This is a genomic window from Leifsonia virtsii, from assembly GCF_030433675.1.
Lineage (GTDB): Bacteria > Actinomycetota > Actinomycetes > Actinomycetales > Microbacteriaceae > Leifsonia > Leifsonia virtsii.
In genome coordinates this window covers 1-24,029 of sequence record NZ_JAROCB010000009.1, presented here as the reverse complement: position 1 = coordinate 24,029, position 24,029 = coordinate 1, and the positions used below count along the sequence as shown (strand labels likewise).

Sequence of the window (24,029 nt, the reverse complement as noted above, 5' to 3'; positions counted from 1 at the left end):
CGCAATCATCCCGCGTTCCCGGCCCGGTGTGAAGTGAGGTTCAGGATGCTGTGCGCCGACCTTCAGAGGGCGAGCGTCGCCCGGGCGGCGTCGGCGAGCGCGACGCCGTATGCGGGCCCGTGGCCGGCGGCGTGCACGGCGAGCGGGTGCAGCTGGTGCAGCGGGATGCGGTCCCGCCACCCGGCCCGCAGCGGCCGGGCGGCGTCGTAGCCCGCGACGACCTCCTCCAGGTACGGCGCACCGAAGAGGGCGAGCATCGCCAGGTCCGTCTCCCGGTGGCCGCCGTGCGCCGCCGGGTCGATCAGCACGCCGCCGCCGTCGTCCCAGAGCAGGTTGCCGTTCCACAGGTCGCCGTGCAGGCGCGCGGGCGGTTCGTCGTCGTCGAACTCCCCCGCCGCGACCCGGTCGACCGCCTCCCGGATCACCGGCAACTGCGACGCCGTCACGCCGCCCGCCTCCACGGCGATCGACAGGTACGGGAGCACCCGGTCGCGGGCGTAGAACCGGCCCCAGCCGGTCTCGTGCGCGACCGGGAGCGGCCGCCGCCCGATGAACAGCGGCCCGTCCCAGCCGTCCGGCGGCGCCCCGAAGGCGGCAGCGCCCGCGGCGTGCGTCACGGCGAGCGCCGCCCCGAACGCGCGCGCGGCGGCCGGAGTCGGGCGCCACTCGTGGATGCGCTCCAGCTCGATCCGGCCGGGCCCGGCCGCCACGACGCGCACCACGCGGGCTCCCCCGTCGGCCGCCGGCTCGCCCAGCCAGCGCAGCCCTGCCGCCTCGGCCCCGAAGAACCCGTCCGGCGCGTCCGCGCGCTGCTTCACCACCGTGTCCACCCGGCCACCCTACGACCGTCCGCGGCGTGCGCCGGGTGACTGCGGCCTGTCGGAACCTGCGCGCCCGCTCGCGCAGCCGCACTTGTTCCGTAGCACCGCAGTCGCTGCCGGCGGCGGCGGCGAAACAACTGTGGCGACAGCGGGCGGGGTGGCGCGCTAGCGTCCAGGTCAACGGGTCCAGGGCAAAGGAAGGGGGCGCCATGCTCCTCAGCGTGAACGCGTTCGTCAGTCTCGACGGCGTCGTGCAGGGTCCGGCGGCGACCGACGAGGACCGCAGCGGCGGATTCACCCGCGGCGGCTGGCTGGTGCCGCACGCCTCCCCCGCCCTCGACGCGGCGGCGTGCGGCTGGATGGGCGAGGCCGACGCCCTGCTGCTCGGCCGGAACACGTTCGAGCGGATGCGCGAGCACTGGGCGCGCGTCGGCGACCCCGACGACGTCGTGGCGAGCGCGATGAAGTTCGGGCGCACGTTCGTGGTCAGCACGACCCTGACCGAGCAGCAGATCGGCTGGCTGCCCGTGATCGTGCTGCCGGGCGACCCGGTCGAGTCGGTGCGCATCCTGAAGGAGCAGCCGGGCCGCGAGCTGCAGGTGCACGGCAGCTGGCGGCTCGCGCGTGCGCTGCACGACGCCGGGCTGGTCGACGTCTACCGCCTGGTGCAGGTGCCGGTCGTCGTCGGCCAGGGCAAGCGGTTGTTCGAGAACGGCGCCATCCCGGCGATGTACCACGTCGATCCCGCCGGTTCCGGCGTGCTCGACGGGGGCGCGCTCGCGCTCACCCTGCGACGGGCGGCCTTCGGGACGGTGCACCCCGGCCGCCACGCCGCGGGCGCGGCGGGCGGCCTGCACGCCGGCGCCACGCCGTGACCAGGAGCGCGACGCCCACGCCGACCAGCGTGCCGAGCGTGTTCGCGAGCAGGTCGCGCACGTCCGTGAACCGGGCGGGCAGGAACAGCTGCACGAACTCGATCCCGAGCGTCGACGCGACCCCGATCGTCACTGCGAGCCACCAGCGCCACGCGCCGAGCAGCAGCGTGAACAGGAGGCCCATCGGAACGAACAGCAGGATGTTGGCGCCGAACTCTGCCACCGCGTAGTCCACCCAGCCGAGACCCGGCAGGGCGGAGACCGTGCGCAGCAGCGAGCGCAGCAGCGGATTCCCCGCGGGGTCGCCTGGCACCGGGTTGAGGGTGATGTAGGCGACGGCGGCCAGATAGACGGCGGTCAGCACGGACAGCACGGGACGTCGGCGCATCCTCCTATGCTGGCGCACATGACCGCTGCCTTCCGCATCCCGATGACCGGGCGCTCCACCGACGAGCGGCACCGCGTGTCCAGCCCCCTCGAGCTGCTGTTCGACCTGACGTTCGTCGTGGCGATCGCGCAGGTCGCCGGCCGGCTCGCCCTCGCGGGCGAGGAGGGGCACATCCTCTCGAAGCTGCCGTTCTACTGCATGGTCTTCTTCGCGATCTGGTGGGCGTGGATGAACTTCACCTGGTTCGCCTCGGCCTACGACACCGACGACGTGCCCTACCGGCTGATGACGCTCGTCCAGATGGGCGGGGTCCTGGTGCTCGCCGCGGGCGTCCCTGCCGCGTTCGACGACGACAACTTCGTGGCGATCATCGTCGGCTACCTGATCATGCGACTCGCGCTGGTGGGCCAATGGCTGCGCGCCGCGGCCGAGCACCCGGAGGGGCGGAAGACGGCCCTCCGCTACGCGTTCGGCGTCGCGGCCGTGCAGGTGCTCTGGGTGGCGTGGGGCTTCGTCCCGCCGCAGATCGCGGTGTGGATGTTCCCGGTCCTGGCCGTGCTGGAGCTCCCCGTGCCGCTGTGGGCGGAGCGGCCGGGCATGACGACCTGGCATCCGCACCACATCGCGGAGCGCTACGGGCTGTTCACGATCATCGTGCTGGGCGAGTCGGTGTCGGCGTCCGCGGTCGGCGTGCAGAACGCGCTCGCGCAGTCCGGCTTCTCTGCCGCCCTGGTGTGGATCGCCGCCGCCGCCCTCGTGCTGCTCTTCGCGCTGTGGTGGCTGTACTTCCTGGAGCCCGCGGCGGAGGGCCTGCAATCGCGGCGTGGGCGGTCGTTCTACTGGGGCTACGGGCACTACGTCGTCTTCGCGTCCCTGGCGGCGCTCGGGGCGGGCCTCGAGGTGGCGGTGCAGGAGGGCGCGGCGGACTCGGGGGCGATGAACACGGCCGTCGAGTACGCGATCGCCGTGCCGGTGGCACTGTTCCTGCTGATGCTCTACGTGCTGCACGCTCCCCTGGTGCCAGAGGTCGTCATCCGGCCGCTCAAGACCGGCGTCGCGCTCGTGCTCATCCTGGCGCTCCCGCTCGCCTCCCCGGTGCTCGGGCTGGTCGGCGTGACGGTCGGGATCGCGCTGGTCGCCTCCGGGCTCGTCGCGGCCACGCTGCTCGACCGCGCCGCGGCGGCACGGCGCGCGGCCTTGCCGTGACGGCCGGACCGCGGGAGAGTCGGAGGATGAGCCAGCGAGACGACCGCGCCGACCAGCTGACCACCGCCCCCAAGGCCGACGAGGACGACGCCGCGCCGCGCATCGACGTCACCGAGGGCGACGAGGGCCGCCGCCGTATCGACCTGCGCGACGACGCCGCCGTGCGGCCGGGCGCCGACCCCGAGCACCGCTGAGGAGCCCCTGTGACCGCACGGATCCCCGACCCTCGCCCGCCGGCGGTCGAACGCCCGGATGCGCTGAGGGGCATCCGGAGGGCCGCCGTCGTCGTCCTCATCGTCTCCTTCTCGGTGACCGCGCTCGTCGGGTGCGTCGTGCTGCTGACGAGCGGCTTCGGCGAGACCCAGGGGCGTGTGATCCTGACCACGCTGCTGATCGGCGTGTTCAGCTCGGTCTCGCTCTGTCACCTCGCCGTCGTGTCGCGTCCGGTGCGGGCGGTCGGGTTCGTCGGGCTCGCGATCAGCGCCGTCGCGCTCGTCCTCGGGCTCGTGCTGGTCTGGGTCCCGTGGGGCACGGGCTCGTGGCAGCTGCTCGGGCAGGCCTTCCGCTGGTTCGGCACGGCCGGGATCGTCGCGCTCACGCTGGCCCAGGTGAACCTGCTCCTGCTGCTCGCCGGCCGCCGCCGTCACACGATCGTGCGCGTCGGCCTGCCAGTCACGATCGCGGCCGCCTCGGTGGTCGCGCTCATGCTGGTGCTGCCGATCCTGACCGAGGGCGCCATCCCGGGCAGCGGCGCGGGCGACCTGTACTGGCGGCTCTTCGGCGTCGTCGGGATCGTGGACGCGCTCGGCGTCGTGGCGCTCCCGGTGCTGGCACGGTTGCTGCGCGGCGGGGCCGTCGACGCCGTCGAGGCCGCACCCGCGGCCCCGTCGACGCCCACGCTCGACGGCCGCATCGCCGCGCTCTCCGCCACGACCGGCCTCGACCGCGAGACGCTGCTGCAGCGCGCCCTCGACGCCTACGAGGCGTCGGGCGGCCGGCCCTAGCGTCGGGAGCGGCGCGGCGACCTCAGCGCCCGCGCACGGACCGCGCGCCCGGTGTCCGGAGGCGCGTCGCCGCCCACGCGCCGGCGCCCGACCCGAGGAGGCCGAGACCCACGAGCGCGGGCGCCACCGCCGCCGACGGCGCCCCGGTGGCCGCCAACTCGACGGTCGGCTGGAGCGCGGCGTCCGCGGCGGCGGCGCCGCTGCCCCGCCCTGGCCGCTCGCCGTAGACCCGGACGTAGTCGAAGGTCGTCGTGAAGCCGGCCGCCGCCATCGACACCAGTCCGAGCCGGGGCGGGGTGGCAGACAGCGGCGTGGTCCAGACGCCCGCCTCGTCCCAGGTCGCCCCCTCGTCGATGCTCGTCCACGCCCGGTAGACGTTCTCGGTCGCGGTGTGCGTGCGACCGAGCCGCAGCAGCGTCCACTCGCCCACCGGCCCGCCCACCGCGTTGCCGTAGGTCGGATAACCCGGTCCCTCCGCCGTCTCGCGCTTGCCGAACTCGGTCTGCCGGGTCTCCCAGATGGAGGTGACGGAGAGCTTCACGAAGTCGGCGTCGTCCTGGTAGACCACCAGGCCGCCCTGCGCGTAGTTCTGGCAGCAGCCGTCTCGCGGGACGGTGCTGGAGACACGCGCCACGACGGTGTAATCGCCGCTCGGCAGCGCGCGCAGCGGGAGACCCGCCGCTCCCGGGTCCGGTCCGAGGTCGGCCTGCTGGGTCTGCCAGCGCAGGGCTCCGCCGGCCACGGTGCGCGTCGTGGGGCCGGGGTCGCGCAGCCAGGTCCACGCCGGGTCCATCGCGTGGCCGCCGAACTCGTCCGAGAACGCCGGAAGCTTGGGGCCGACGGCGGGAGGCGACACGAACGTCGGCGCGTAGGCGGCGGGCTGCCCGGGGGTCACGACCGGCGCAGGCTGCGGGCCGTCCGAGGGTCCGGCTCCGCCGCGGACCACCGGCCAGCCGTCCCGCCAGTCGAGCGGATCCATCAGGACCGGCCGCTTGGTGTACGTCCCGCCGCCCGCCACGTACGGGTCGGTGCGGTCGACGGCGTGGTACAGCATCCACCGCTGGCCCGTCGCATCGACGGCGCTGGTGACGTGCCCCGTGCCGATCCAGCGGTTGCCGTTCTGGTGCAGGACGGGCGTGCCGCCGACACGGGAGTCGAGCAGGGAGGTGCCGGTGCGGTCCACGAACGGGCCCGTCGGCGAGGTCGAACGGCCCGCGAACACGCCGTAACCGGTCAGCGGGCCCGCGCAGCAGTTCGTCGCCGAGCCGAGCAGGTAGAAGAAGCCGTCATGCTCGATGATGTGGGTTCCCTCGTACCGGTTGGAGATGGCGACCTGCACCTGGCTGGCGGGATCGGAGTGCAGGCCGTCCGCGCTCAGCCGCCGCACCGAGAGACCGCCGTAGTAGCTGCCGAAGTACAGGTAGTTCACCCCGCCGACGGTGAGCAGCTCGGGATCGAACACCCAGCGCCGGTCGTTCGGGTCGGCGTTCCCGGGCGACGGCATCGGCTCGACGACCGGTCCGCCGGAGTCGACCCACGGTCCCGCCGGGCTGTCGCTGGTGGCGACGCCGATCGCCGAGCCGCCGCCCGGGGCCACGGTGTTCGTGGCTGTGTAGTAGAGCAGGTAGCGGCCGCCGACGTAGGCGACGTCGGGCGCCCACATGTCGCCGTCGCCGATCCAGGCGGGCTTGGCGGGCAGCGCCTCGCGGACGAAGGACCAGTGCACCAGGTCGGTGGAGCGGTACGTCGGGATGCTGGAGGAGACGAGCGAGCCGTCCGGGTTGCGCAGCAAGGAGTCGATCACATCGCGCGTGCAGTACAGGTACCAGGCCGGATCCGCCGGGTCATGGGAGCGGACGACGTCGGGGTCGGCGCACTGCTCGGCGAGCTTGCCGCCGCCCAGGTCGAGCGGCAGCGGGTTGCTGTAGGTCGCGGGAGCGGCCTGCGCTGCGGGGGCGGCACCGACGACGCTCGCCGCACCGATCGCCAGCGCTGTAAGGACGGACAGAATGGATCGAGACCGGTGGCGCATGCGCAGGCTCTCCTTCGAGACGAGACGTGCGCCCTACGCTACAGCGCTGTAAATCGGTTGCCAAGGGTTCGAACACACCAAAACGGGCCGCCGCCCGAAGGCGACGGCCCGTCCTGTAAGAAGTTCGCGGTGTCGATCGACTAGCGACGAAGACCGAGACGCTCGATCAGCGAGCGGTAACGGTTGATGTCGATGTCCGCCAGGTAGCCCAGCAGACGGCGACGCTGACCGACCAGCAGAAGCAGGCCACGACGCGAGTGGTGGTCGTGCTTGTGCTCCTTGAGGTGCTCCGTGAGGTCCTTGATCCGCTTGGTGAGGATCGCGACCTGCACCTCGGGGGATCCGGTGTCACCGGGGTGGGTAGCGTACTCGTCGATGATCGCCTTCTTGGTGTCTGCATCCAGCGCCATAGAGGGATCCCCTTTCTGTTCGTTGCGCGGTGCCCGGGGCCGTATGCCTGGGCTCTCTTGATCCGCGGCCGTTCGACGGCAACTGAAAGAGTCTACCAGAGGCGGCGGGCGCGACGACCCGCTCAGACGGGCTCGGGCTCCGGCTCCAGGAGGCCGAACACGGCCCCCTGCGGGTCGACGACCTCGGCCCAGCGCCCGACCCCCGCGGCCGACTGCGGTTCGGTGCGCAGCGTGCCGCCGAGCTCGGTGGCGCGGACGACGGCGGCGTCGAGGTCCGCGACGTTGAAGTAGAGCAGCCAGTGCGGCTCGTCCGTTCCGTCGCTGCGGTAGGCGCCGGCGACGCTGGTGTCGCCGACGTCGAAGAGCCCGTACGGCTCGTCGCCGACCCGCATCTCGCTCACCCCCACGCCGAGCACCCGCTCGTAGAACGGGTAGGTCGCGGCGGGATCGGCCGCGACCAGTTCCAGCCAGTCGACCGCTCCGGGCTCGTCGCGCAGCCACGGGGCGTTCTGCTCCTGCCGCTGCCAGAGGCCGAACACGGCGCCGGCCGGGTCCGCGACGATCGCCAGACGGACGCCGGGGACCGTCTCCCCCGGCGCCAGCAGCACCGACCCGCCCGCGTCGAGCACGGTGGTCGCCGCCGCCTCCAGATCGTCGACGGCGAAGTAGACGGTCCACGTTGTCGGGACGGACGCGTCCGGCAGCGGGCCGAGGGTCGTCACGGCCACTCCACGCGCGGTTGCGAGCGAGTAGCCGCCCATAGCCGGGTCGGCCGGACCCACCTCCCAACCGAACAGCTCGCGGTAGTACGTGCGGGAGGCGGGCTGGTCGCGACTCTGGTGGTCGACCCAGATCGGGGTGCCGTGCGGGAACGCGTCTTCGATGGGCATGCGGCAACGGTAGTCCCCCGGCGCCCCCGCGCAGGAGGGGCGCGGCTCAGACAGCTCCCGGCGCGACGCGCTCCCGCTCGACCGCCTGCGCGAGCGTGCGCAGGCCGTCCGGGATCTGCTCGGCCGGGATGCCGCCGAAGCCGAGCAGGATGCCGTCGGCGCCGGCCGCGACGCGGAAGCGCGAGACGGGCTGGACGGACACGCCCGCCACGCCCGCGCGCTCGGCGACGCGCTGCCCGTCCACCGCCGCCTCCTCCGACCCCTCGGGCGCGAGCAGCGCCAGGTGCAACCCGGCTGCCGACGGCACGGGCACGAACCCGGGCAGCAGCCCGGCCGCGGCCGCCTCGAGCACGCGGTGGCGCTCCTCGTAGATCCGGGTCGCCTGCTTGACGTGCCGGGCGAAGCCGCCCGAGTCGAGGAAGCGCGCCATGGCGCGCTGGGTGACCACGTCGTTGTGCCAATCGGTCAGCCGCTTCGCGTGCCGGAGGGCGGGCAGCAGGCCGGGCGGCGCCACCACGAAGCCGAGGCGGAGCGCGGGGAGCATCGTCTTGGAGAAGGTGCCGACGTAGACGACGCGGCCCTGCGCATCCAGCCGCTGCAGCGGGTCGAGCGGCCGGGAGCCGAACCGGTACTCGCTGTCGTAGTCGTCCTCGATCACGACCGCGTCGTTCCGGGCGGCCCACTCCAGCAGCGCCACCCGGCGCTCCAGCGGGAGCACCCCGCCGAGCGGGAACTGGTGCGACGGCGTGACGTAGACCAGCCGCGCCGGCGGCAGGAGGTCCACCCGCAGCCCGCGCTCGTCGACCGGCACCGGCACGACGCGCGCCCCGAACGTCTCGAACAGCTGGCGGACCGGAGGGTAGCCCGGATCCTCGATCGCCACGGTGTCGCCCGGGCGCAGCAGCACGCGGGCGATGAGGTCGAACGCCTGCTGCGCTCCGTGCGTGACCAGCACGTCCGCCGGCGACGCCTCCACCGAGCGGGCGAGGCCGAGATGACGCGCGATCCCCTCCCGCAGGCGCTCGACGCCCGCCGGGTCGCCGTAGAGCCCTGCACGTCGGAGGCCGCCGCGCAGCTCCCCGGCGACCAGGTGGCGCCAGGCCTCCAGCGGGAAGAGCGCGGGATCGGGCGAGCCGACGCTGAAGTCGTAGGCGATCGGGTGCGGCTCGGCCCAGAGCGGGTCGTCGAGGTCGCGCCAGGCGGGCGCGGGGCGCGCGGCACCCGCGGGACGCCTGCCCGCGGATGGTGCGCCTGCGCCGGCGTAGGCCACGAACGTTCCGGCGCCGACGCGCGCGGCGAGGTACCCCTCGGCGGTGAGGCGCTCGTAGGCGGTCGAGACCGTCGAGCGCGAGACCTGCAGCCGCTCCGCGAGCTCCCGCGTGGCGGGCAGTCGCTCTCCGCGGCGCAGGCGGCCGTCGACCACCGCGTCGCGCAGCTGCCGGTAGATGCGGTCGGCGCGGTCCCCCCGCCCGCCGATGGCGACGTGGATGTCCACGGGAGCCTCCGAATGGTCTGGTTGGAATCGGTCCGATTGGAGCTTACAACCGGCCAATGACGTTCATAGCGTTGAGCCATGACCGAACGCATCCAGATCCCCGCTCTCGCCTCAGAGGGCTACCGCACCATCGTCAAGCTCGACGGCTACGTCGGCCGGAACGTCGAGGAACCGCTCGGCGACCTGATCAAACTGCGCGCCTCCCAGATCAACGGCTGCACCTACTGCGTCGACATGCACTCCGTCGACCTGCAGGGCCGCGGCTTCCCGCTCCGCAAGGTGTTCGCGGTCTCCGCTTGGCGGGAATCGCCCTGGTTCGACCAGCGCGAGCGCACCGCGCTGGAGCTCACCGAGGCCGTGACCCTCATCCACGAGGACGGCGTGCCCGACGAGCTGTACGAGCGGGCCCTCGCGGAATTCGGCGAGGAGGGGCTCGCCAACCTGCTGCTCGCGATCGCGACCATCAACGTGTGGAACCGGGTCGCCATCCCGACCAGGATGCAGCCGCCGAGCCTCTGACCCGGCACCATCCGCACCGGAACGACGAAGCGCTCCCTGGGCCGTGGCCGAGGGAGCGCTTCGCGTGTGCGGGGATGGAGCTCAGCTGACGCCGAGGAGGTCGATGACGAAGATCAGGGTCTTGCCCGAGAGCGGGTGACCGCCGCCGGCCGGGCCGTAGGCGAGCGCCGGCGGGACGGTCAGCTTGCGGCGTCCACCGACCTTCATGCCGGGGATGCCCTCCTGCCAGCCCTTGATGAGGTTGTTGAGCGGGAAGTTGATGGACTGGCCGCGGCTCCACGACGAGTCGAACTCCTCGCCGGTCTCGTACTCGACGCCGAGGTAGTGCACGTCGACCTTGGCGCCCGGCGTCGCCTCGGCGCCGGTGCCCTCGACGATGTCGACGATCTCGAGGGTCGCGGGGGCCGGGCCCTCCGGGGCGTCGACCTCGGGCTTCTGGTTGGTGTTCTCTGCCATGTCCACCATCCAACCGGTGCTGCGGGCCCGCGTCAAAGCCCGTTCGCTGAGCGCGCAGAGCGGCGCCGTGGGCGATCGGGGGTTGCGCTCCCCGGGAGGCGGGGGCATCCTTTAAGCCATAACTCGATCCCCCGGGAGAGCTGCAGGCATCGCCGCACCACCGGGGGTCGAGTCCATTAACGGCCCCCGAAGACCTTGCCGGGGTTGAGGATGCCGAGCGGATCGAAGACCGACTTCAGCTTCACCTGGAGCTCGTACGAGTCCGGTCCGACCTCGTCGGCGAGCCACCGCCGCTTGAGCACGCCGACGCCGTGCTCCCCGGTCAGGGTGCCGCCGAGCTCGATGGCGGTGCGGAACAGGTCGTTCGCGGCGTCCCACACCACGGCGGGCACCTCGTCACCGGTGTACACGAAGTTGGGGTGCAGGTTGCCGTCCCCGGCGTGCGCGACGGTCGGGATCGGGATGCCGTACCGGGTGGAGATGCGCTCGATCGCCGCGAACATCTCCGGCATGCGGGAGCGCGGCACGGCGACATCCTCGATCAGCACCTCGCCCGACGCGGCGAGCGCGGGGTGGAACGCCCGGCGCAGGGCCAGCAGCCGCTCCCCCTCCGCCGCGTCCGCGGCGACGCGGACCGTGCCGCCCGTCTCCGCGATGAGGGTGCCCGCGGCCTCGGCGTCGGCCGCCGCCGTCGCGCCGTCGAACTGCACGAGCAGGTAGGCGGCGCCGTCGCTGGCGCCGAAGGCCTCCTCCAGCGTCTCCCGGCCGAGGTGCGCCGCGATCCGTTCGAGCGCGGGTGCGTCGAGCAGCTCCATCACCGCGGGGCGCAGCCGCGCCGCGGTCACGCGCGCCGACGCCTCCGCCGCCGTGCGGACGTCGGGGAACAGCGCGCCGAGCGTGACCGGCTCCCCCGGCGGGATGGGCTGGAGCCGCACCGTCGCCCCGACGATGACGCCGAGGGTGCCCTCCGAGCCGACGAAGAGGGCGGTGAGGTCGTAGCCGGTGACGCCCTTCACGGTGCGGTGGCCGGTGCTGAGCAGGCGGCCGTCGGCCAGCACGACCTCGAGGCCGAGCACCGCCTCCCGGGTGACGCCGTACTTGGCGCACAGCAGTCCGCCCGCGTTGGTGGCGATGTTGCCGCCCACGGTCGAGACTGCGCGGCTGGCCGGGTCGGGCGCGAAGAACAGCCCGTACGGCTCCAGCGCGGCGTTGAGGTCGCTGTTGATCACGCCGGGCTCGACGACGGCGAGCTGGTCCTCCGCGTCGATCTCGAGGATGCGGTTCATGCCGGATACGTCGAGCACGATCGAGCCGTCGGTGCCGTTCGCCCCTCCGGCCAGCCCCGTGCCGGCGCCGCGCGGGACCACCGGGACGCGGAACTCGCTGGCCGCACGCAGGGTCGTCTGCACGTGCTCGACGGTCCGCGCGCTGACGATTGCGAGCGGCAGGCCGTCGGCGGCCCAGCCCGACTTGTCCGCGCGGGCCGCCTCCAGCAGCTCCGGGTCCGTCGAGAGCACCCCGGCCGTCACGGCCTCCTCGCCCAGTGCCGCGGCCAGCCACTCCAGAACGTCCATCCCCTCAGGCTACCGACCGCTTTCGTCGGAGATTCGCACCGCATTCGTCCGAATCTCCGACGGGATGCGGCCCAGACGGAGATTCGAACGTCCCGGCCCTCAGTTCGAGCCCCTCGGGTGATGTCCGATTTCCGCTATGAATCGTCGGTGGCCGGTGCGAGGCTGAGGGCATGAGCACGATCGAGCACACCGAGGGACCGCTCGCCGACCCGGTGTTCGCCGAGCGCTACCGGGCCATGAGCGCGCGGGATGCCCGCTTCGACGGGCAGTTCATCACCGGCGTGCACTCCACCGGGATCTACTGCCGGCCGAGCTGCCCCGCCGTCACGCCGAAGCCCGGCAACGTCAGCTTCTACCTGACCGCCGCGGCCGCGCACGAGGCGGGATTGCGAGCGTGCAAGCGCTGCCTGCCGGACGCGGTGCCCGGTTCGCCCGAATGGAACGTGCGGGACGACCTGGCCGCCCGGGCGATGCGCCTCATCGCCGACGGCACGGTGGAGCGGGAGGGCGTCCCCGGTCTCGCCCGGCGGCTCGGCTACACGCCGCGCCACCTGGGACGCGTGCTCACCTCCGAGCTGGGCGCCGGCCCGCTCGCGCTGGCCCGCGCCCACCGGGCGCAGACGGCCCGGCTGCTGCTCACCGGCACCGACCTGCCGATCACCGACGTGGCGTTCGCGGCCGGCTTCCGGAGCGTGCGGCAGTTCAACGAGACCATGGCCGAGGTGTACCGCCTGACGCCGGGGGCGCTCCGGGCCGCAGCGAAACGCCCGACGGCGGTCGCGCACGCCGACGCCGGCACGACGACGCTGAGCCTGCGGCTGCCGACGCGTCCGCCGTTCGACGGCGCGTCGGTGCTCGCCTTCCTCGGCGCCCGCGCCGTCGCCGGGGTCGAGGCGTCGTGGACGACGCCGGACGGCCCCGCCTACGCCCGCGCCCTGCGCCTGCCGCACGGGCCGGCCGTGGTGCGGCTCTCCCTCTCCGGCTCCCCCGCCGTGCCCGCGGTGCAATGCGACGCGGCCCTCGCCGACATCGCCGACCTCGCACCGCTCGTGGCGCGGGTGCGGCGGCTGCTCGACCTGGACGCGGACGCCGAGGCGATCGACGCCGCCCTCGCCGCCGACACCGCCCTCGCGCCGAGCGTGGCCGCGTCGCCCGGCGTCCGCCTCCCCGGTGCGGTCGACCCGGAGGAGATCGTGTTCCGCGCGCTCATCGGCCAGCAGATCTCCGTGGCGGCGGCGCGCACCGCGCTCACACGGCTGACGGACGCCCTGGGCGAGCCGGTCGAGCTGCCGGTGCCCGGAGTGGATGCGCCTGGGGCCCCGGACCGCTTCACCCGCCTGTTCCCGACGGCCGCGGCGATCGCCGAGCACGGCCGGGAGGTGCTGCGCGGACCCGGCCGCCGCATCGACGCGATCGTCGGCGCGGCGGCCGCGCTCGCGGAGGGCAGCCTCCGGATCGACGTCGGCGAGTCGCGGGAGGAGCTGGAGGCGCGCCTGCTCGCACTCCCGGGCATCGGCCCGTGGACCGCGGGCTACGTCGCGCTGCGCGTGCTCGGCAGCCCGGACGTGCTGCTCACGGGAGACCTCGCCCTGCGCCAGGGCGCCGCGCGGCTGGGGCTGCCCTCCGACGCCGCAGCACTGCGGGACTACGGCGCGCGCTGGGCGCCCTGGCGGTCGTATTCCGGGTTGCACCTCTGGCGCGCGCTGGATCGTCTCGTGGTTCCGTTACCTCGGTCGCAGGCTCCCTCGGCGCTGGGGTCGCGGCATCGCTCCGCGCTGCTCTGAGCTCCACCGCGCGTAGGCTCTCACCGTGCCCACCATCTCCGTCGTCATCCCCGTGCTCGACGACGCCGCCATGCTCGCGCGGTGCCTCGCCGACCTCGCGGCGCAGCTGCGCCCCGCGGACGAGATCGTGGTCGTCGACAACGGCAGCAGCGACGACAGCGCTGACGTCGCCCGCGCGGCGGGAGCGCGTGTGGTCGAGCAGCCCGTGCGCGGGATCTGGCCGGCCGCCTCCGCCGGGTACGACGCCGCGACGGGAGACATCATCGCGCGCCTCGACGCGGACTCCCGCACCCCGTCCGACTGGCTGCTGCACATCGAGGCGGAGCTGACCGCCGACCCGGAGATCGGCGTGCTCACCGGACGCGGCGTCTTCTACGACGGCAACCCCGTCGTCGCCGGACTCGGCCAGGTGCTCTACATCGGCGGCTACTTCTGGTCCATGGGCATCTGGCTGGGCAACCCGCCGATCTTCGGCTCCAACTTCGCCATGCGCCGCGAGGTGTGGCTGGATGCGCGCGAGCGCGTCCACCGCGACCGCGGCGACATCCACGACGACCTGGATCTGTCGTTCCATCTCGACCTCGACACCGTCGTCCGCTACGACGAGCGCCTGACGGTCGGCATCTCGGCCCGCCCGTTCTCGACCTGGCGCGGTTTCGGCCGCCGTCTCCGCTGGGCGTACACCACGCTCGCGCTGCACCTGCCGGAGCACTCCCCATGGCGCCGCCGCGTCGCCCGTCGGCGGCGCGCCCACGACGAGCACGAGGTCCCCGGCGCGGTCGCCTGACAGCCGCGGGTTCGGCCGCCGAGGAGAACCCGGATAGCCTGGACGGGTGAGATTCTCGCACCTCAGCACCGACGCCGATGCCCATCCCCATCTCGCCGCCGTCCTCGGTGACGGGGCGCTCTTCCTCGACGAGGTGATGGAGCGGGCGCCGCGCGACCTGCAGGATCTCATCGAGCGCGGCGACGAGGGTCTCGCCGAGGTCCGCACGGTCGTCGAGGCCGCGGAGGCGTCCGGACGCGAACTGATCCCCGTCCACGGCCTGCGCCACGCCTCGGCGGTGCTGCGTCCGCCGCACGTCATCGCGATCGGCGCCAACTACGCGGCGCACGCCTCCGAGCTGAAGCTGCGCAGTGAGAAGGCCGCCACCGTCTTCAACCTCTGGCCCAATTCGCTGACCGGTCACGGTGCCACCACCTCCTGGCCGGCCGACCTCTCCACCCAGGTGGACTACGAGGCGGAGCTCGGCGTGATCATCGGAACGCCCGCCCGCAACGTCTCCGTCCGCGACGCCCTCGACTACGTCTGGGGCTACACGGTCGTCAACGACATCACCGCGCGCGACCTGCAGTTCTCGGAGGCCCAGTGGTCCCGCTGCAAGTCGTTCGACGGCTTCACCCCGACCGGCCCGGTCGTCGTGACCGCGGACGAGATCCCGGACCCGCAGGACCTGTGGCTGACCACGAACGTCGACGGCGCCATCCTGCAGGACGCCTCCACGGCCGACATGGTGCGCTCGGTGGCCGAGATCATCGAGTTCCTGTCGCGCTCCGCCACCATCCCGCCCGGCACCCTGATCTCGACCGGCAGCCCGGGCGGCGCCGGCTACTCGCGCACCCCTCCGGTGTTCCTGCGCGATCGCTCGACCGTGACCGTCTCCATCGGCGGCATCGGCTCGCTGACCACGTACTGCCGCGTCATCTGAGCCCCCTGGCTCTCCGAGTGGGCTAGCGTAGCCTCGTGTCCATCGGTGAGAGGCGTCCGGTCACGGGCGGGGACGACGAGGCCGCGCGCCTCGATGCCGCCCTGCCCGACATCGACTGGTCGGTCGCTCCGGTCGGGACGGTGTTCTCCCGCTTCCGCGCCCCGAGCGGCGAGCTGGCGGTCGCCTCGCTGGGCGACCCCGGCGACCCGCGCGTCGTCCTCATCCCGGGCGTCACGGGCTCGAAGGAGGACTTCTACCTCCTCGCCCCCATCCTCGTCGCCGCCGGCTACCACGTGCAGAGCTTCGACCTCGCCGGGCAGTACGAGTCGGCGGACGCCGGGCCCGCCGCCGGCGAGCGGTACACGTACGACCTGCTGGTCGCCGACGTGGTGGCGTTCCTCCGCGACGGCGCGCCCGCCCACGTGCTCGGCTACTCGTTCGCCGGCATCCTCGCCCAGCTGGCGCTCGTGCAGCATCCCGAGCTGTTCCGCTCCCTGACGCTGCTGACCGCCCCGCCGGAGCCGGGGCAGTCGTTCCGCGGGGTGCGCATCATCGGCTGGCTGAGCTGGCTCACGACGCCGCACATCGCCGCCTCGCTGATGATCTGGGGCATCGTCACGAACAAGAACCGGGTGTCGGACAGCCGGCTCGCCTTCGTGCGGTCGCGCTTCTCGCTCACCCGCCGCTCCAGCGTGGACGACATCGTCGGCCTGATGAAGCACGTCCCGGACGTGCGCGCCCAGGTCGCCGCGAGCGGCATCCCGCTGCTGGTGGTCACCGGCCAGCACGACCTGTGGCCCACACACCTGCACGCGGCCAACGCCCAGGCCCTCGGCGCGCGTTTCGCGGTCTACCGGACGGGCCACAGCCCCTGCGAGACCGCCCCGCACCAGCTGGGGCGCGACATGCTCGCGCTCTTCCGCGAGGCCGAGGCACGCGGAAGCTGACACCGCCCGGCAGCTCCCGCCCCCACATTTGGGGGATACCGTCATCCCTGCGAAAAGTCACAGGATGAAAGGGCAGCGAGGGGGACGAGATGAACAGATGTCGGAAGCCGACTTCCTTCACCCGCCGCACGCGCCGCGGCTTCGCGAGCATGTGGGGATGATCCGCTGGCGCCGAACAGGCGACGGCGAGTGGGCGATGGAGACAGCTCGGGGCCAATATGTCGGGGGCGACAGCAAGGTCTGGCGCGTCCGCCTGTACGACGGCATCGAGCTCGAGTACGACCTCGACGATTGGGCGCCCTTCCAGTGAGGCCCATCGGCGTCCTCTCCGGCCGGTCGACAGAGCCGGGCGGAGAGGACGTCGCGGCCTCCCCTCACTTGGGGGAATATCGCACGTTTTAATATCGGCCGTAGTGTGCATGCATGACGCATCGGCGGCCGCACCCGCGCACACCGCAGCGCGCCCCGATCCGGGCGACGCCACGACCGGGGTGCGCGCGGTACCGTGTGTCGGAGACGGACCTCCTCGGCCCTCAGCGGCCGCGGTGAAGGACGGGTGCCGGCGCCCGGTGCAGCGAGAGTCAACGGCGCCGGCACCCTTGTCGTCATGTCAGGCACGACGACCTCTATGAATGCCTGCGTCAACTCTGGCGAATGACAGGGCCGGAAGCCTAGACAGCAATGTCCGCATAGCGGCGGCGGCGGCGCAGGAGCACCGTCCAGAGCAGGGCGCCGGAGGCCAGGAGCGCCAGCGCCAGCCCGCCCGCCGCGTACAGGTCGAGGCCCGTCGCCGCCAGCAGGGCCGCCACGCTCAGGTAGACCACGGCCGTCGCGTCGGCGCACGCGGTCACCGCGGCGGCGTCACCCTGGTGCCGGGAGCAGACGCTCGCGGTGTTGGAGATGCTGGACGCGGTGGTCCCCGATCGCACCGTCACCTTCAGGTTCACGTCCGGGGCCGACGGTGCGGAGGCCGGGAGCGGTCCGAACAGCGTGCAGGTCAGCGTCCCGCCGAACCCGTCGCCGTCGGCTCCCGTCACGGCGCAGCCCTGCCAGCGCGGGAACGCCGTGGCGTCGGTGGTGATCGAATCGACCCGCAGGTCCGCCGGGATCGGGTCGGTCAGCGTGACGGGGTCCGCAGCGCCGAGACCGAGGTCGTCGACCTGCAGGGTGTAGCCGAAGCTGCCGCCGGGATGCGTGAGCGGGGTGCTCGCGGTCTTGACGATGCCGAGCTGGGCCACCCGGGCGACCGCGCAGGCCGTGACGGCCGGCGGGTACACCACCGTGTAGGTCTCGGTCGGGTTGACCCGGATGGTCACCACCGACGGGTAGCGCCAGGCGTCGGACGCGACGGTCGACGGGTCGTAGACCAGCCCCTCGAAGACCTGGGCCGGAGGGAAGCGCAGGGCGCCGTTCGCGTCGTAGTCGCTCTCGGCGATCGGCCGCCAACCGGGGAAGCCGACGCCCACGCCGTTCGCGCTCACCGCGGCGCCCGGCCACAGGATGCTGCCGTCGTCGCCGTCGTGCAGCGTCCGGGTGACGCCGGCGGGGTCCGCCGGGAGGTCGCTCGCCGGCACCCCGTTCACGCCGGGCTGAGACGGCGTCCACTGCAGCGTCACCGGCTCGCCGGAGAGGTTCGGCGTCGTGCGGATCGCGTAGTGCAGGTACGGAACATCCGCCTGGCACTGCACCCAGACGTTGGCCGCGACCGCGCGCTGCGGGACGGACGCCGTGGAGCAGTCGTTCGACGGGTCGACGTCCTCCGCGACCTCCACGCACGCCCGGTTGTCGATCGTCGAGGGCGGCGTCACCGGTGCAGGCCCCTCCGCTCCGGGCGGGACGGCGCCGACAGGAGCATCCACCGAGCCGTGCACGACCGGCCGCACCAGCACATGGATCCGGATCGCGGCGGTGTCGCCGGCCCCCAGCGACGGGATGCGCACGGTCACGGTGGAGCTCGCCGGGTCGTACGCGGGCGTCCAGCCGGCGGGGACGTCGTCGAATCCACCGCTCCCCTTCGCCACGTCGAGGTCGAGCTGCTCCGGCAGCACGTCCGTGACGACGGCGTCGGTCGCCTCGGTGTCGCCGTGGTTGGCCACCGTCAGCGTGTACGCGTACTCGCTGCTCGCACCCGGGTCGTTGTCGACGGGTCCCTCGGTGGACGCGGACTTCACGATCCCGAGGTCGACGCGCGGCACGTCGTTGCTGGTCGTGCATCCGGGGCCGTCGTCGGCCGGGGGCAGGCAGTGGCCGGTGCCGGGCACGAGGGTGTTGGTGAGCGTGCTGCCCGCGGCGTCGTCGGCGACCGTCACGCTGTAGCCGACGGACACCGTCGCGCCCGCGGGCACGGCGGGCAGCGTCCAGGTGAGCCGGTCGGGGCCGTCGAGGCTCAGTCCGGCGCCGAGGGCGCCGAGCGTGGCGTGACCGGTCAGGCCGCTCACGTCGTCCGTCTCCGTCTGCCCGGCGGGCAGGTCGACGTCGGTCGGGTTGTGCGCGGACAGCGTGTAGGCGACGGTGCCGCCCGGGAGCACCCGCGTCGGGTCGGCCGGGTCGGCCTTCGAGGTGACGACGGCCGTCTTCCACAGCTCCAGGTCGGGGGTGCTCGACGAGGTCTCGCAGGCGCCGTCCGGGCAGCTGACGTCGCGCGGCGGGGTCAGGGCGTTCCTGAGCGTGACGCCCCAGGCGTCGGGCGCCACCCGGAAGCTGTAGGCGAGGGTGAACGCCGGGCCCGACGGGTCTGTCAGGGTCCAGTCGAGCCGGCCGCCCTCCAGCGTCGCGGCGCCCGAGGAGGCGGAGAGGCTGCCCGGCACGAAGGAGGCGTGCGGCGTCACCCCGCTGAGGTCGTCGACGTCGGCCAGCGACAGGAAGCGCGGGACCACTCCCCCGGTGTGCGTGAGCGTCAGCACGTAGCGGATGACGTCGCCCGGCATGACGGCAGCACCGCGATCGCTGGTCTTGCTCAACGTCCAGGCGGCCGGGATGGCGCGGTTGGTGAACGTGCAGACCACGTCGTCGCCTTCGGCGAGGTGGAGGGTCGGGTCGGCCGGCGAGGTGCCGAGCACCGTGCCGTCGACCGTGTTCGTGCAGCTCAGGCCGGCGAGCTCGTATCCGGCCGGGGCCGCCGATGCGTCCTCCGTCAGGGTGTAGTCGCCGACCTGCGCGCCGATGCGCGTGATGGCCGGGTCCGGATCCGCCGGGTCATCCGAGCCGGGGCCGCCGAACGTGGTGGGCCCGACGGCGGAGACGACCCAGTCGCTCGGGACGCCGCGGCCGCCGGTGTCGCCGTTGTCGACGACCTTGACCAGCGTAAGCCGCGGCAGCGTGGCCGAGTTCGTGATCGTGCAGGTGACGTCGGCCCCGAGCGGGATGGTGACGACCGCGCCATCGACGCCGGCGCCATCGCACGTCCACTGCCCGGCGGCGAAGCCCGCGGGGCCGGACTCGGACAGGTCGTACCGGCCGGCCCAGACCGGCACCGCGTCGACGCCGTCGGCGCGTCCGGGGTCGCCGCGGCCGCTGACCGGGGCGAAGCCGTCGAACGCGGGTGTGGCGGTCAGGGTCCAGTCGTGCGGTGTCTTCGTGGTGCCGCTGCCGTCCGGGTCGGCGACCTCCTTGATCAGGGTGAGGTGCGCCGGGCGCGGCGTGTTCGTGAACGTGCAGGTCACGTCCATCCCCGCCCCCAGCTCGATCGCCTGGTCGCTGACGGCCACCGGGCCGCCCTCGGCATCGGCGCAGACGATCCCGGTGAGCGCGTAGCCCGGGATGTCCGGCCCCTCGCTGAGCGCGTACGTCCCGGTCGGCACCCGCACCGCGGTGATCGCGGGGTCGGGGTCGGCGGCGCTGTAGCGTCCGCTGATCGCGCGGCCGGAAGCGCCCGCGGCGGTCAGCGTCCACGCGTCGGAGGGCCGGTCGCCGCCGAAGCCCGCGGCGACCGACTTGACCAGGGTGAGCGTGCCGGTCGGGAGGTCGGCGCAGGCGTCCGACTCGCGCACGATGCCGCCGGTGCTGAGGGTCGCTGCGTTGAACAGCCCGGTGCCGGCGCCGTCGCAGGTCGCGTGCGACGAGTCGAGGGCGGCGACGTCGACCTCCAGGGTGACGACGTAGCGGTCGGTGACCGGATGCTCGGGGCTGCCGCCGCCGATCGCCGCCCCGGCGGCCAGGCTGCCGCCGTCGTAGGCGATCGGATCGCCGTTCCTCGTCGCCGAGGCGGACACGACGGTCGCGCCGGGCGCCGGGCTCGGCGTGTCCGCCAGGTCGTAGAACTGCGGCTTCGGTGTGGCGTTGGTCACGACGATGTCGTACGCGATCGTCACATGTCCGTCCGGGCCCTGCGCCATCGCGCCGGCCGTCTTCCGCACCGTGAGGGTGCCGGGGCTGTCGCAGGCGGACGACGAGGTGGTCTCGCCCGCGGAGGTGACGGTCGCCGTGTTGAGGAAGCCGCCGTCGCCCGGACCGTCCGGGCAGTCGGTCGTCCGGTCGCGCCAGGCGCCCGATCCGACGCTCGCCGTGACGCTCACGGCGTACGTCGCGGTCGCCCCCGCGGCGAGCGCCGCGCCCTGGGCGAGGACCGCCGTCGCGCCGGTGAAGTCGCCGGAGGTCGGGCCGCTCCAGGTCGCCTGCTGCACGGCGATGCCGCCGCCGAAGTGCAGCGTGTCGCCGAGGTCGTAGACGGTCGCCGCGAGCGTGCTGCGGTTGGCGACGGTCAGCGTGTAGCGGATGGTCCAGGTCCCGTCCGCGTTCTGCGTCGCCGGAGCGGCGAGCGTCTTGTGGAGGCGCACGCCCTGATCCTGATGCGTGTTCGTCACCGTGCAGACGACGGCCTGCCCCGCCGAAAGCCCCTGCAGCGTCGCGGCGCCCGGGCCGGTGCGGTCGACCGTGACCGTCCCGCCGGAGGCGTCGGTGCAGACCCAGTCGCCCGCCGCGAACTCGGCGGTGCCTGCTGCGCCGTCCTTCGGCGCTTCGGCGAGGGTGTACGAGGCTCCGGTCCGCACCGTCACGGCCGCGGTGTCGCCGCCCTCCGGGTTCGTCACCGTCGGCGAGTCGTCGCCCGTGCCGGTGAGCACCCAGTCGGTGGCCGGGAGGACGTCGTCGGTGACGACGTTCTTCAGCTGGAGCGTCGGGCGGATCTCGGTGATCGGGTTCTCCAGAGTCACCCTGGCGTCGCCGCCGGCGCCGATGGTGAGCTGCGCCGGGTCGAACACCGGGCCGCCCCACGTCGCACCCGGCACCGCGGCCGGGGCGTCCTCCTGGAACGTCACCACGGCGCCCGCGGGAAGACCCGTGACGCTCTGGGGCACGCCGTCGATCAGGCCGAGACTTCCCGCCCCCGGCCGGCCCGCGATCCCGCCCGTGTAGCTGTAGTGGACGGTGAACACCGTCCCGGAGGGCACGAGGCGGGCGCCGTCGCCGGTCACGCGCTTTGCGATCGTGAAGCCGCCGGTGTCGACGGTGTACACGTTGGTCAGGGTCACGGCCACGCTCTGGCCGCCCGCGGTCACCACGACCGGGCCGGCCGGACTGAAGGTCCCGGACCTCCAGCTGACGCCGGGGAAGGACGCGTGCGCCTGCTCCGTCAGCGTGACGGCGGCGCCGACGGGCACCTCCGGGATGCCGACCGGCACACCGTCGTTGTGGACGACGATCGTCCCGTCGCCCGCCGGGTAGGCGCCGTTCTGCGCCGCATCCCAGTGGTAGGCCACCGTGAAGGCTGCATCCGCGGGCACCGCCCCCGCACCGTCGCCGGTGACCGACTTCAGGACGCTGATCCCGCCGGTGTCGCGGCGGATCGGGTTGGTGAGGGTGACCGCGACATCGGTGCCGTCTCCGATGGCGATGTCGTTCGCCGAGAACACCGGATCGCCCCAGGTCCCGTCCGGGATCGGCGGTCGCACCGCCTCGGAGAGGTGGACGACGGCGCCCTGCGGAATCGGATCCGACCGCACGGCGCCGCCGCCCGGGGTCACCGTCAGGTGCCCCGACCCGGACGGGTATCCCGATCCCGCCGGGTAGCTGTAGTCCACGGTGAACGGCGTGGAGCCCGGCACGAGTCCGGTGTCGCCGCTGATCTGCTTGGCGACGCTGAACGTGCCGTAGGTCTGCACCATCCGGTTCACGAACACGCACGACATGGCCGCGCCTGCCGCTCCCGTGAAGGTGATCGTCGACCCTGTGCCGCCGATCGCGACGGAGCGCCCGTCGACCCGGCACGACGACGCCGCACGGTCGAGCGTGTAGCCCGGCTGAGCCGTCTCGGTGAGGGAGACGGTCGGCGACGACCCGGCGGGCAGGCCCACCGCGGCGCTCGTGAAGCCGGTGCTGCCGTTCTGCGTCGCGGTCGGGGCGAAGGCGCCGATCGTGCCGGAGGAGACCGTGCCGCTGAAGCCCCAGCCGTCGGCCGCCGGCGAGTTGTCGACGATCGTTCCCGCCGCGGTCTCGATCCGCTTCTGGATGGTCATGGTGTTGCTGCAGGAGCCCGTGGCCAGCTGCTTGAGGGTCGCACCGAAGCCGGTGTCCGAGGCGGTGAAGTAGTCGCTGCCCGCAGTCGGGCCGGAGACGGCGCGAAGGTTCTCGGCACCCCCGTCCACGCCGATCCCGACGGCGACGAGCCGCTCGCCGAGGGCGCCCTTGATCCGGTTGGCCGAGAACATCCCCTGCTCGACGTAGGCGATGCGCGCGTTGCTGCCGTCGACGCTGCCGCCCGCGTAGGTGGTCGGGTTTCCGTCGGTGAGCAGGATGACGAGGTCGAAGCCCGCGCCGACCTGGCCGAGGCCGCGGTCCCAGTTCGTGTAGCTGCTCGGGGCGGGAAGCCCGTCGATGAACGTGTGCAGCGGCTGCGCGGACGCCGCGGTCGCGGTGGAGGTCGCGCCGACGCTCGGGCCGGCCGCGGCGGAGAAGGTGTAGACCGCGAGCGTGGAGGGCGTGCCCGTCAGCGAGGTGACCACGTCGTCCGCGGAGGCCTTCAGGGCGGTCTGCTTCGCGCCCGCCATCGACCCGGACTGGTCGAGCACCAGCGCGATGCGCAGCCCGCACATCTGCTGTACGGCGGGGTTCTGGAGGGACTGGGCCAGCATCCCGCTGAACCGGTTGCCGTTGGCGTCGGTGTAGACGCTCGTGACGTCGGTTCCGGGGACGGTCGTGGTGGAGTTGGCCGCGAGCGTGGCCGTGCGGAACGCGTACGGCGTCGGCGAGCCGCTCGAGGAGCTGCCGACGTCGAGGCTCGGGCTCAGGTAGTACCCGGGGGCGGCGGTCTGCGCAGAGACCGTGTACGCGGCGCCGGCCGGGACGGTGATCGTGCACTGACCGGAGACGATCGCGCAGGTCGCGGCCGCGCCTCCGCCGACCGGGACGGCCTGGTAGACGGCGCCGTCCGGCAGTGCGCCGACGCTCGCGGCGCCGGTGCGCTGACCCCCCGCACGGACCACGATAGAGGCCGTCGGCGGCGCCTGGTACGTGTTGGTGATGGTGCAGGATGCGACGTCGCCGCTGTGCAGCTGGAGCCCGGTGAGCGTGCCGCCGCCGAACGTCCCGTCGGCGGTGGCACCGGTACAGGCGATCCCGGTGAGCGTGTAGTTCGCCGGGCCTGTGCTCTCGGTGATCGCGTAGCTGCGGAGCACGCCCGCGCCGTTGCCGCTGGTCTCGGTCGCCGTCACCGACTGGGCGACGCCGCTCTGGAAGGTGTACCCGACCGCGGGCGCGACGTTGCCGCCGTTGTTGCGCTTGCCCGTCAGGGTGTACGTCCACGAGGACGGTGTGGCCGTGCCGCCGCCGGTGTTGACGACCACCTTCGTGATGGTGAGCACGGGGTCGCCTACGGCGAGGTCGGCGACCTCGGGGGCGGCCGCCTCCTCGGGCACGGCCGGCGGCGCCGCGGGCGGGGTGTCGGCCGACGGCGGCGCGACACTCGTCGCCTGCGATGCGCTGTG

General features: G+C 73.4%; 19 protein-coding genes. 10 read left to right on the top strand and 9 right to left on the bottom strand.

Features of this window, described 5'->3' with window-relative positions; translation table 11 throughout:
* Positions 1 to 62 precede the first annotated feature (62 nt).
* Positions 63 to 821 (bottom strand): fructosamine kinase family protein, encoded by a 759-nt coding sequence (locus P5G59_RS20715; RefSeq protein WP_301220868.1) that lies wholly within the window; start codon positions 819 to 821, stop codon positions 63 to 65.
* Positions 822 to 1,030: 209 nt separating this feature from the next.
* On the opposite strand from P5G59_RS20715, the gene P5G59_RS20710 reads away from it, so the two are divergent.
* On the top strand, positions 1,031 to 1,696 hold the full coding sequence (locus P5G59_RS20710; protein ID WP_301220860.1) for a dihydrofolate reductase family protein: 666 nt from the start codon (positions 1,031 to 1,033) through the stop codon (positions 1,694 to 1,696).
* Here the strand turns inward: P5G59_RS20710 and P5G59_RS20705 are convergent.
* Positions 1,605 to 2,084, bottom strand: a complete 480-nt coding sequence (locus tag P5G59_RS20705; protein ID WP_301220859.1) for a VanZ family protein — start codon at positions 2,082 to 2,084, stop codon at positions 1,605 to 1,607. The genes P5G59_RS20710 and P5G59_RS20705 overlap by 92 nt on opposite strands.
* A gap of 18 nt (positions 2,085 to 2,102) precedes the next feature.
* On the opposite strand from P5G59_RS20705, the gene P5G59_RS20700 reads away from it, so the two are divergent.
* The 3 genes from P5G59_RS20700 to P5G59_RS20690 are packed head-to-tail and all read left to right on the top strand — an operon-like array spanning position 2,103 to position 4,294.
* Complete coding sequence (locus tag P5G59_RS20700; RefSeq protein WP_301220858.1) at positions 2,103 to 3,290, top strand: low temperature requirement protein A; 1,188 nt, start codon at positions 2,103 to 2,105, stop codon at positions 3,288 to 3,290.
* 26 nt (positions 3,291 to 3,316) lie between these two features.
* The gene (locus tag P5G59_RS20695; RefSeq protein ID WP_301220857.1) at positions 3,317 to 3,484 is read left to right on the top strand and encodes a hypothetical protein; all 168 of its coding nucleotides are present in this window, start codon (positions 3,317 to 3,319) and stop codon (positions 3,482 to 3,484) included.
* 9 nt (positions 3,485 to 3,493) lie between these two features.
* Positions 3,494 to 4,294 carry a hypothetical protein gene (locus P5G59_RS20690; protein ID WP_301220856.1) on the top strand — a complete coding sequence of 267 codons (801 nt, stop codon included), beginning with the start codon at positions 3,494 to 3,496 and terminating at the stop codon, positions 4,292 to 4,294.
* Positions 4,295 to 4,316: 22 nt separating this feature from the next.
* On the opposite strand, the gene P5G59_RS20685 is transcribed toward P5G59_RS20690, so the two are convergent.
* From P5G59_RS20685 to pdxR, 4 genes are all read right to left on the bottom strand, one after another.
* Positions 4,317 to 6,326, bottom strand: a complete 2,010-nt coding sequence (locus P5G59_RS20685; protein ID WP_301220855.1) for a family 43 glycosylhydrolase — start codon at positions 6,324 to 6,326, stop codon at positions 4,317 to 4,319.
* Between the two features lie 140 nt (positions 6,327 to 6,466).
* Positions 6,467 to 6,736, bottom strand: coding sequence for a 30S ribosomal protein S15 (gene rpsO, locus P5G59_RS20680; protein ID WP_175336391.1), 270 nt, complete (start codon positions 6,734 to 6,736; stop codon positions 6,467 to 6,469).
* Positions 6,737 to 6,858: 122 nt separating this feature from the next.
* Positions 6,859 to 7,626 carry a VOC family protein gene (locus P5G59_RS20675; RefSeq protein WP_301220854.1) on the bottom strand — a complete coding sequence of 256 codons (768 nt, stop codon included), beginning with the start codon at positions 7,624 to 7,626 and terminating at the stop codon, positions 6,859 to 6,861.
* A gap of 46 nt (positions 7,627 to 7,672) precedes the next feature.
* Positions 7,673 to 9,121: a MocR-like pyridoxine biosynthesis transcription factor PdxR gene (pdxR, locus tag P5G59_RS20670; RefSeq protein ID WP_301220853.1), complete on the bottom strand. Its 1,449-nt coding sequence runs from the start codon at positions 9,119 to 9,121 to the stop codon at positions 7,673 to 7,675.
* A 78-nt stretch (positions 9,122 to 9,199) separates the two neighbouring features.
* On the opposite strand from pdxR, the gene P5G59_RS20665 reads away from it, so the two are divergent.
* Positions 9,200 to 9,640: a carboxymuconolactone decarboxylase family protein gene (locus P5G59_RS20665; protein ID WP_301220852.1), complete on the top strand. Its 441-nt coding sequence runs from the start codon at positions 9,200 to 9,202 to the stop codon at positions 9,638 to 9,640.
* A gap of 81 nt (positions 9,641 to 9,721) precedes the next feature.
* Here the strand turns inward: P5G59_RS20665 and P5G59_RS20660 are convergent, their stop codons facing one another.
* Entirely contained in the window at positions 9,722 to 10,096 is a 375-nt protein-coding gene (locus P5G59_RS20660; RefSeq protein ID WP_039921815.1) for an FKBP-type peptidyl-prolyl cis-trans isomerase, read from the bottom strand.
* Between the two features lie 176 nt (positions 10,097 to 10,272).
* Positions 10,273 to 11,670 carry an FAD-binding oxidoreductase gene (locus tag P5G59_RS20655; protein WP_301220851.1) on the bottom strand — a complete coding sequence of 466 codons (1,398 nt, stop codon included), beginning with the start codon at positions 11,668 to 11,670 and terminating at the stop codon, positions 10,273 to 10,275.
* 170 nt (positions 11,671 to 11,840) lie between these two features.
* On the opposite strand from P5G59_RS20655, the gene P5G59_RS20650 reads away from it, so the two are divergent.
* The 5 genes from P5G59_RS20650 to P5G59_RS20630 all read left to right on the top strand — a co-directional run bounded on the left by P5G59_RS20650 (position 11,841) and on the right by P5G59_RS20630 (position 16,420).
* Positions 11,841 to 13,454, top strand: a complete 1,614-nt coding sequence (locus P5G59_RS20650; RefSeq protein WP_301220850.1) for an AlkA N-terminal domain-containing protein — start codon at positions 11,841 to 11,843, stop codon at positions 13,452 to 13,454.
* 25 nt (positions 13,455 to 13,479) lie between these two features.
* The gene (locus tag P5G59_RS20645) at positions 13,480 to 14,241 is read left to right on the top strand and encodes a glycosyltransferase family 2 protein (protein ID WP_301220849.1); all 762 of its coding nucleotides are present in this window, start codon (positions 13,480 to 13,482) and stop codon (positions 14,239 to 14,241) included.
* 46 nt (positions 14,242 to 14,287) lie between these two features.
* Positions 14,288 to 15,163, top strand: coding sequence for a fumarylacetoacetate hydrolase family protein (locus tag P5G59_RS20640; protein WP_301220848.1), 876 nt, complete (start codon positions 14,288 to 14,290; stop codon positions 15,161 to 15,163).
* 35 nt (positions 15,164 to 15,198) lie between these two features.
* Positions 15,199 to 16,110 (top strand): alpha/beta fold hydrolase, encoded by a 912-nt coding sequence (locus tag P5G59_RS20635; protein WP_301220847.1) that lies wholly within the window; start codon positions 15,199 to 15,201, stop codon positions 16,108 to 16,110.
* 157 nt (positions 16,111 to 16,267) lie between these two features.
* Positions 16,268 to 16,420: a hypothetical protein gene (locus tag P5G59_RS20630; RefSeq protein WP_249776513.1), complete on the top strand. Its 153-nt coding sequence runs from the start codon at positions 16,268 to 16,270 to the stop codon at positions 16,418 to 16,420.
* Between the two features lie 361 nt (positions 16,421 to 16,781).
* Here P5G59_RS20630 and P5G59_RS20625 read toward each other — a convergent pair whose 3' ends face one another.
* Positions 16,782 to 23,960 carry a DUF5979 domain-containing protein gene (locus P5G59_RS20625; RefSeq protein ID WP_301220846.1) on the bottom strand — a complete coding sequence of 2,393 codons (7,179 nt, stop codon included), beginning with the start codon at positions 23,958 to 23,960 and terminating at the stop codon, positions 16,782 to 16,784.
* Between the last annotated feature and the right edge of the window lie 69 nt (positions 23,961 to 24,029).